A 5950-nucleotide genomic window follows, 5' to 3' on the forward strand; every position below is an offset into this window, starting at 1 on the left:
GCCCCACGACCCCCGCGGCGGATGCCGTTCCCACCGCTCAGGGCGACGGTGCCGAGGCCGACGACGTTCCCTCTGCCGTGGGTGAGGCGGAAGAGGCCGTGGACGCTGCGGCCGGCGCCGAGGGCGCTGTCGTCGAGGGCTCGGCTCCCGTCGCGCCGGGCGGTGCCGGGCAGGACGTGCCTGAGAGCACGCCGGACGCGGTTCAGGACGCGGAAGGGGAAACGTCCGGCCAGGGCGCGCAAGACGTACGGGAAGCGGCGGACGACCAGGAGACCCCGGCGAGGGACCAGGCGAGCGGCGGCCGTGCGAGGCCGACGCTGGTCCCGGTCGGCGGGTCCGGCGGACCGGACAGGGCGACCGGCGAAGATCCCGGCACCCCCGACCCGACCGGCGACCGCGACACCTCGACGGCGAGCCGCCACGATGCCGGGACGAACGGTGACTCCCTGGCGGGCCGGCGTGGTGTCGGGACGGACGGGGATTCGAGGGCCGGTCGGCGGGGTGCGCGGCCGGGCGGGCGCGGGCAGCATGCGCCGCCGTTGCGCAGCGAACCCGGCCGCAGCGGCGAGCTGGTGCCGCCGGTGCCCGTGCCGCGCCCCGGCGAGGGCCGGGTGCGCCGGGTCGAGTCGGTCGTCGGGCGCGACCCGGGCGGCTGGCGGCGGATCGCCCAGGTGGTGGTCGGCGGGGCCGGCGTACGCACCGACGGATCGGAGATCGACGAGGCCAGGGCCAGGGCCGTGTTCGGCGGCAGCCGCAGGGTCGTCGTGCTGGGCTGCACCGGAGGCGCGGGGCAGAGCACGACCGCGCTCATGCTGGGTCACACGTTCGCCCACTACCGCGAGGACAGGGTGGTGGCCGTCGACGCCAACACCGGCGGCAGCACCCTGACCAGCAAGATCGAGCTGGAGACCCCTGAGACGCTCACCTCGCTGCTGTCCGGCCTCGACCGGGTCAGCGGCTACCTCTCCATGCGCGGATACACCACGAGGACGGCCTCCGGCCTTGAGGTGATCAGCGCCGACACCGACGCGGGCGCCGAGCAGCGGCTGGCGGACCGGTCCCTGTTCTCCGACCACCGGCTGGGCGAATCGATGCGCCTGCTGGACCGCCACTACAAGCTGGCCGTCATCGACCCGGCCGCCGCGCTGGCGGCACGGGTCCTGCCCTACGCCGACCAGCTCGTGCTCGTGGTCCCGGCGAGCGAGGAGGCGTCGGAGGCGGTGGCGATGACGTACGAGTGGCTCGACGGGCACGGCTGCGCGGAGCTGCGCAGGCGTGCGGTGATGGTGGTGAACGGCGTGAGCAGGCGTTCGATGGCCGACGTCGAGCAGGCGGAGGCGGTGGCCAGAGGCAGGTGCCGGGCCATCGTCAGGGTCCCCTGGGAGGACGATCTGGCGCCGGGCGGCGCGGACGTCGTCGACCCCGGGCAGTTGCGCGCGGCCGGGCGGCGGGCCTACCTCGCCCTCGCCGGCGTGGTGATAGCGGGCTTCGCGGCACAGGCACAGACCGTCCGACCGAGCGAAGAGGAGTTGGCGAGTGACCCCCCGGGCACGAGAATCGGTGAGCGATAAGTGAACAAGCGAGCAGGCACAGCCCGTTCATGCGCTGAGGGGGCGGCATGAGCAGGGCGTCACGAGCGCACCAGCGCCTCGCGGTCCGCTATTTCGACGACCGCATCCTGCTCACGGACACCTGCGCATGGGCGTACTTCAGACTCCCGACGGTCAGCTACGAGTTCGTCACGCCCGAGGAGCGCGAGGCGCTGGCCACCAACATAACGATCGCGCTGGCGGCGATCAGGATGCCCGACGCCGAGGTGCATCTGAGGGTCGCGCACCGCACCTACCCCGCGGCGGAGTGGGCCATGGCGCTCAACGCCACGTCCGACGAGGGGCCCGGCTGGCGCGACTACCTGGAGGAGATGTACCGGCACGTCTGGGCAAAGGACTTCTGGTCGAAGGAGGTCTACCTCGGCGTGCGGCTCGGGCCGCGCGGCAAGCAGCTCGGCAGCGGCGTGCTCAGCCAGCTCCTCGGCTTCTACCAGAGAACCGAGAAGACGCTCGGCATGGAGGACGACCACGTGCCCGACAGTGAGATCGGGCGGTGGACGGAGCAGGCGGAGCGGCTCGGCAGGGCACTGGCGTCGAGTGCGCTCTACGCCAGGCACGCGACCTCCGTGGAGGTGGCGTGGTTGTTCCGGCACGCGGCCGCGGGCGCGCTGGGCGACCCGCCGCCATCGGCGAGCCCGAAGCGGCGCTGGGGCAAGGGCGAGATCGAGGCGCTGGTCGAGGGCGAGATCCACAACGGCAGGTCGCTGCTGCGGATCGTGCAGCCGCAGGGCGAGTCGTACGTCGCCCATCTGTCGTTCGCGCGCTTTCCCGATCTCATGCCGTTCCCCGACGGTGAGCCGTGGATGCACTTCGCCGACCAGCTCGCCTTCCCCGTGGAGATCTCGTCCCGGATGCGGTTGATCCCGCCGGTCAAGGCCTCCAAGGACGTTGCGCGGAAACTGGCGCACGCCCGCGACATGGACCACCACATCCGGGAGGCGGGCGCGGAGGCGCCGCTGGCGCTGGCCGAGCAGATCGACGCCGCCCGGATGCTGGAGCACGGCATCACCAAGGAGCGGCTGCCGTTCGTGTACGGCTGGCACCGCCTGATCGTGTCGGCCCCGACCGAGGACATCTGCGTGCAGCGGGTGGAGGCGGTCGTCGAGCACTACCGCGACATGGGCATCGACGTGGTCAACTCGACCGGCGACCAGTTCTCGTTGTTCTGCGAGGCGTTGCCGGGGGAGAAGGTGCAGGTCAACGCCTACGCCCAGCGCCAGCCGCTGCGGACGATCGCGGGTGGCATGGCCAGCGCGACGGTCGATCTGGGCGACCGGCTCGACGACGGCAGCGAGGGCTGGCTGGGCCCGTACATCGGTGAGACGGTGGGCAGGGCGCGCAGCATCGTGCACTTCGACCCGCTGCTTGCGGCCAGCCGTAACCGGCCGACCGCCATCGCGATCACCGGCGAGCCGGGCGGCGGCAAGACGACGCTGGCGTTGCTGATGATCTATCAGATGGCGTTGCGCGGCGTGACGGTCGCGGTGATCGACCCGAAGGGCGACGCGGAGTCGCTCGTACGGCTGCTCGACAAGCGGGGCCGCAAGGCGCGCATCATCCCGCTCGGCTCGGCGGCGCCCGGCCTGCTCGACCCGTTCTCGTTCGGCGACGACATCGCGGCGAAGAAGACGATGGCCACCGAGACGCTGCGGTTGTTGCTGCCCCGGATGTCGGAGGAGCGCGAGTCGGCGATGATCCAGGCGGTGGCCGCGGTGTCGAACGCGCCCGATCCTTCGCTCGGCAAGGTCGTCGACTTCCTGGAGCGGGCGGACGACGCCGCGTCGAAGAACCTCGGCGCGGTGCTGCGCTCCATGTCGGAGATGCACCTGGCCAGGCTCTGCTTCGACCCTTCCGGCGGCGACCAGATCGACACGGAGGGGTGGACGACCGTGTTCACGCTGGGCGGCCTGACGCTGCCCGACGTGGCCACCACGAGGGACGACTACTCCTACGAGCAGCGGCTGTCGGTGGCGCTGCTCTATCTGGTCTCCCAGTTCGCGCGCAGGCTGATGAACGGCCTCGACCGGCGCGCCCCGAAGGCGATCTTCCTGGACGAGGCGTGGGCGATCACCTCCACGCCCGAGGGAGCCAAGCTGGTGCCCGAAGTCAGCCGGATGGGCCGCTCCCGCAACACCGCTCTGGTGCTGGTCTCGCAGAACGCGGGAGACCTGCTGAACGAGCAGGTGACCAACTGCCTGTCGTCCGTCTTCGCGTTCAGGTCCACCGAACGGGTGGAGGTGGACCACGTCATGTCCCTGCTCGGGGTGGAGCCGTCGGAAGAGCACAAGGCCGTGCTGCGCTCGCTCGGGAACGGCGAATGCGTATTCCGTGATCTGGATGGCAGGGCGGGCCGTATCGGAGTAGACCTGATCTCCGAGGAACTTCTCCGTTGGCTCGACACGAACCCCACACACGACAAACCCGTCGCCGACGGGCATGATGATCTTCAGGGGGGCGTGGGCAGAGCGCAGGAGGTACGGTCATGAAGGTCCGGCTATCCCGACGACTCGCGCTGGCGTTCGCGCTCGTCACCGCCGTGCTCGTGGTGCCCGTCGTGGTGGGAGGCGTGTCCGCCCCCGCGGCCGCGGCCCCCTGCGACCTGTCGGGCGCGCTCGCGCCCGAGGTGATCGGCGGTGGCACCGACGGCATGATCCAGCCCATGCCTCCCGAGGGCGGGGCGCAGGCTCCGACCACCAACTACGGCCAGTTCGGCATGAGCGGCCAGTTCTGGCACACCCACGAACTGGGCTGCTCCGACTACGTCGCCGTGCTCGGCAACATGTGGGCCAACGGCATCTTCACCGCCGCCAAGGCCGTCGACCGGCTGACGATCACCACGTACCAGGCGGCCGCGACCGAAGGGCCGCTCCAGTCGATCAAGGACGTGGTCGACGACATCGTCACGAGCCTGGCCGACGCGATGTACTGGCCGCTGCTCCGCCCGATCGTGATCATCGGCGCGATCTGGCTGGCCTGGTACGGCCTGATCCGCAAGCGGGCCACCACGACCGCCGAGGGCGTCATCTGGATGGTCCTGGCGGTCACCGTGGCGGTCTGGTTCTTCAGCAGGCCGGCCGACTTCACCGGGCTCGGCAAGGTGGTCACCGACAAGACCGGCGAGGTCGTCAACTCGGCGTTCTCCGGCCTGCCCGGCGCGGGCGGCGCGTCCTGCCTGCCGCCTCCCGGCGACAGCGCTCCCGAGGTCAAGCCCGGCGGCTTCGGCCAGGGCGGCACGCCGGGCGTCGAGCAGAACGCCGACGCGCTGTGGTCGACGCTGGTCTGCAAGCCGTGGCTGGTGGGCCAGTTCGGCACCGCGGATCCGGAGCAGCCCATCGTGCGCGACTTCGGCCGCAAGATGCTGGAGATCCAGTCGATCCCGCCTGCCGTCGCGGGCGAGCCCGCGCCCGACGTGGGGGCCCGCCAGTCGGAATACGCGGAGTTGGCCTCGCAACTGCGCAACGACCCCCGCTACACCGTCTTCTCCGGCAGAGACTGGTCCAACCGGCTGGGCGTGGCCGTCGGCGCGTTCATCGCCGCGCTGGTGGCCGGCACGCTCATCTTCCTGGTGGCGGTCTCGCTGCTGGTGCTCAAGGTGGGCTTCCTGCTGCTGCTCATCCTCGGGCCGATCTTCCTGCTCATCGGCGTGCATCCGGGCAGCGGGCGCATCATCGCCATGCGCTGGGTGGAGATGCTCGTCGGCACGCTGCTGAGACAGGCGGTCCTGACGATCGTCCTCAGCGTGCTCGTGTACGGCTACGCGCTGATCATCTCCACGGCCATGCCGTGGGGGCTGCAGGTGCTGTTCATGGCCCTGCTGACGATCGCGGTGTTCTTCTACCGCCGCCCGTTCCAGCACCTGTTCGCCTCGCTCAACGGCCACACGGTCACGACCCGCATGCTCGGCGAGGCGGCCAGTTCGTCCGTGCTCGAACGGTCCGCGGGCGCGCTGCCGCCGGTCGCGTCGGCCAGGATCGGACGCTGGGGGCTGCGCAAGGCCGAGCCGGTCATCAGGGCGGCGGCCGCTGCCAACCCGGCGGGGGTGGCGGCCACGGCGGCGACCGGGCAGGCCAGGGTACGCGCCGAGGAAGGTGAAGGCGCTCCTTCCGGCACCCGCGTGCCCGCCACGGCGGCGCCCCTCGACACCGACCAGCAGGCCGGCAAGGCGGCGACCAGGGCGCCGCTCGAACCGCGCAGGGGCACGGCGCCACCGCTCAACCTGGGCACGCCCACCCGCACGCGCGGCGGGGCGGGCGGCGTCCGGCGAGGCGGCGGTCCTGGCGGGTCCGGAGGCGGGTCCGGAGGCATGGCAGGCGCGGGTGCGGGCTCCGGCGGTTCGGGGG

The 5950-nt window shown here is 71.7% G+C and carries 3 protein-coding genes; all 3 read left to right on the forward strand.

Annotation, left to right across the window (positions count from 1 at the left end; translation table 11 throughout):
- The coding region (locus E1267_RS42120; protein WP_220449932.1) for a MinD/ParA family ATP-binding protein at window positions 1–1571 on the forward strand (1571 nt) is incomplete at its 5' end.
- Window positions 1572–1618: 47 nt separating this feature from the next.
- Window positions 1619–4096, forward strand: a complete 2478-nt coding sequence (locus E1267_RS42125) for an ATP-binding protein (RefSeq protein ID WP_132341680.1) — start codon at window positions 1619–1621, stop codon at window positions 4094–4096.
- Window positions 4093–5950: type IV secretion system protein (locus E1267_RS42130; protein WP_132341682.1), on the forward strand; the 1858-nt coding region annotated here is incomplete at its 3' end. The genes E1267_RS42125 and E1267_RS42130, both read left to right, overlap by 4 nt.

The organism is Nonomuraea longispora, assembly GCF_004348345.1.
Taxonomy (GTDB): Bacteria; Actinomycetota; Actinomycetes; order Streptosporangiales; family Streptosporangiaceae; genus Nonomuraea; species Nonomuraea longispora.

Coding starts and splice junctions, on each gene's coding strand:
- E1267_RS42125 (WP_132341680.1), top strand. CDS start 1,619: ATGAGCAGGGCGTCACGAGCGCACCAGCGCCTCGCGGTCCGCTATTTC.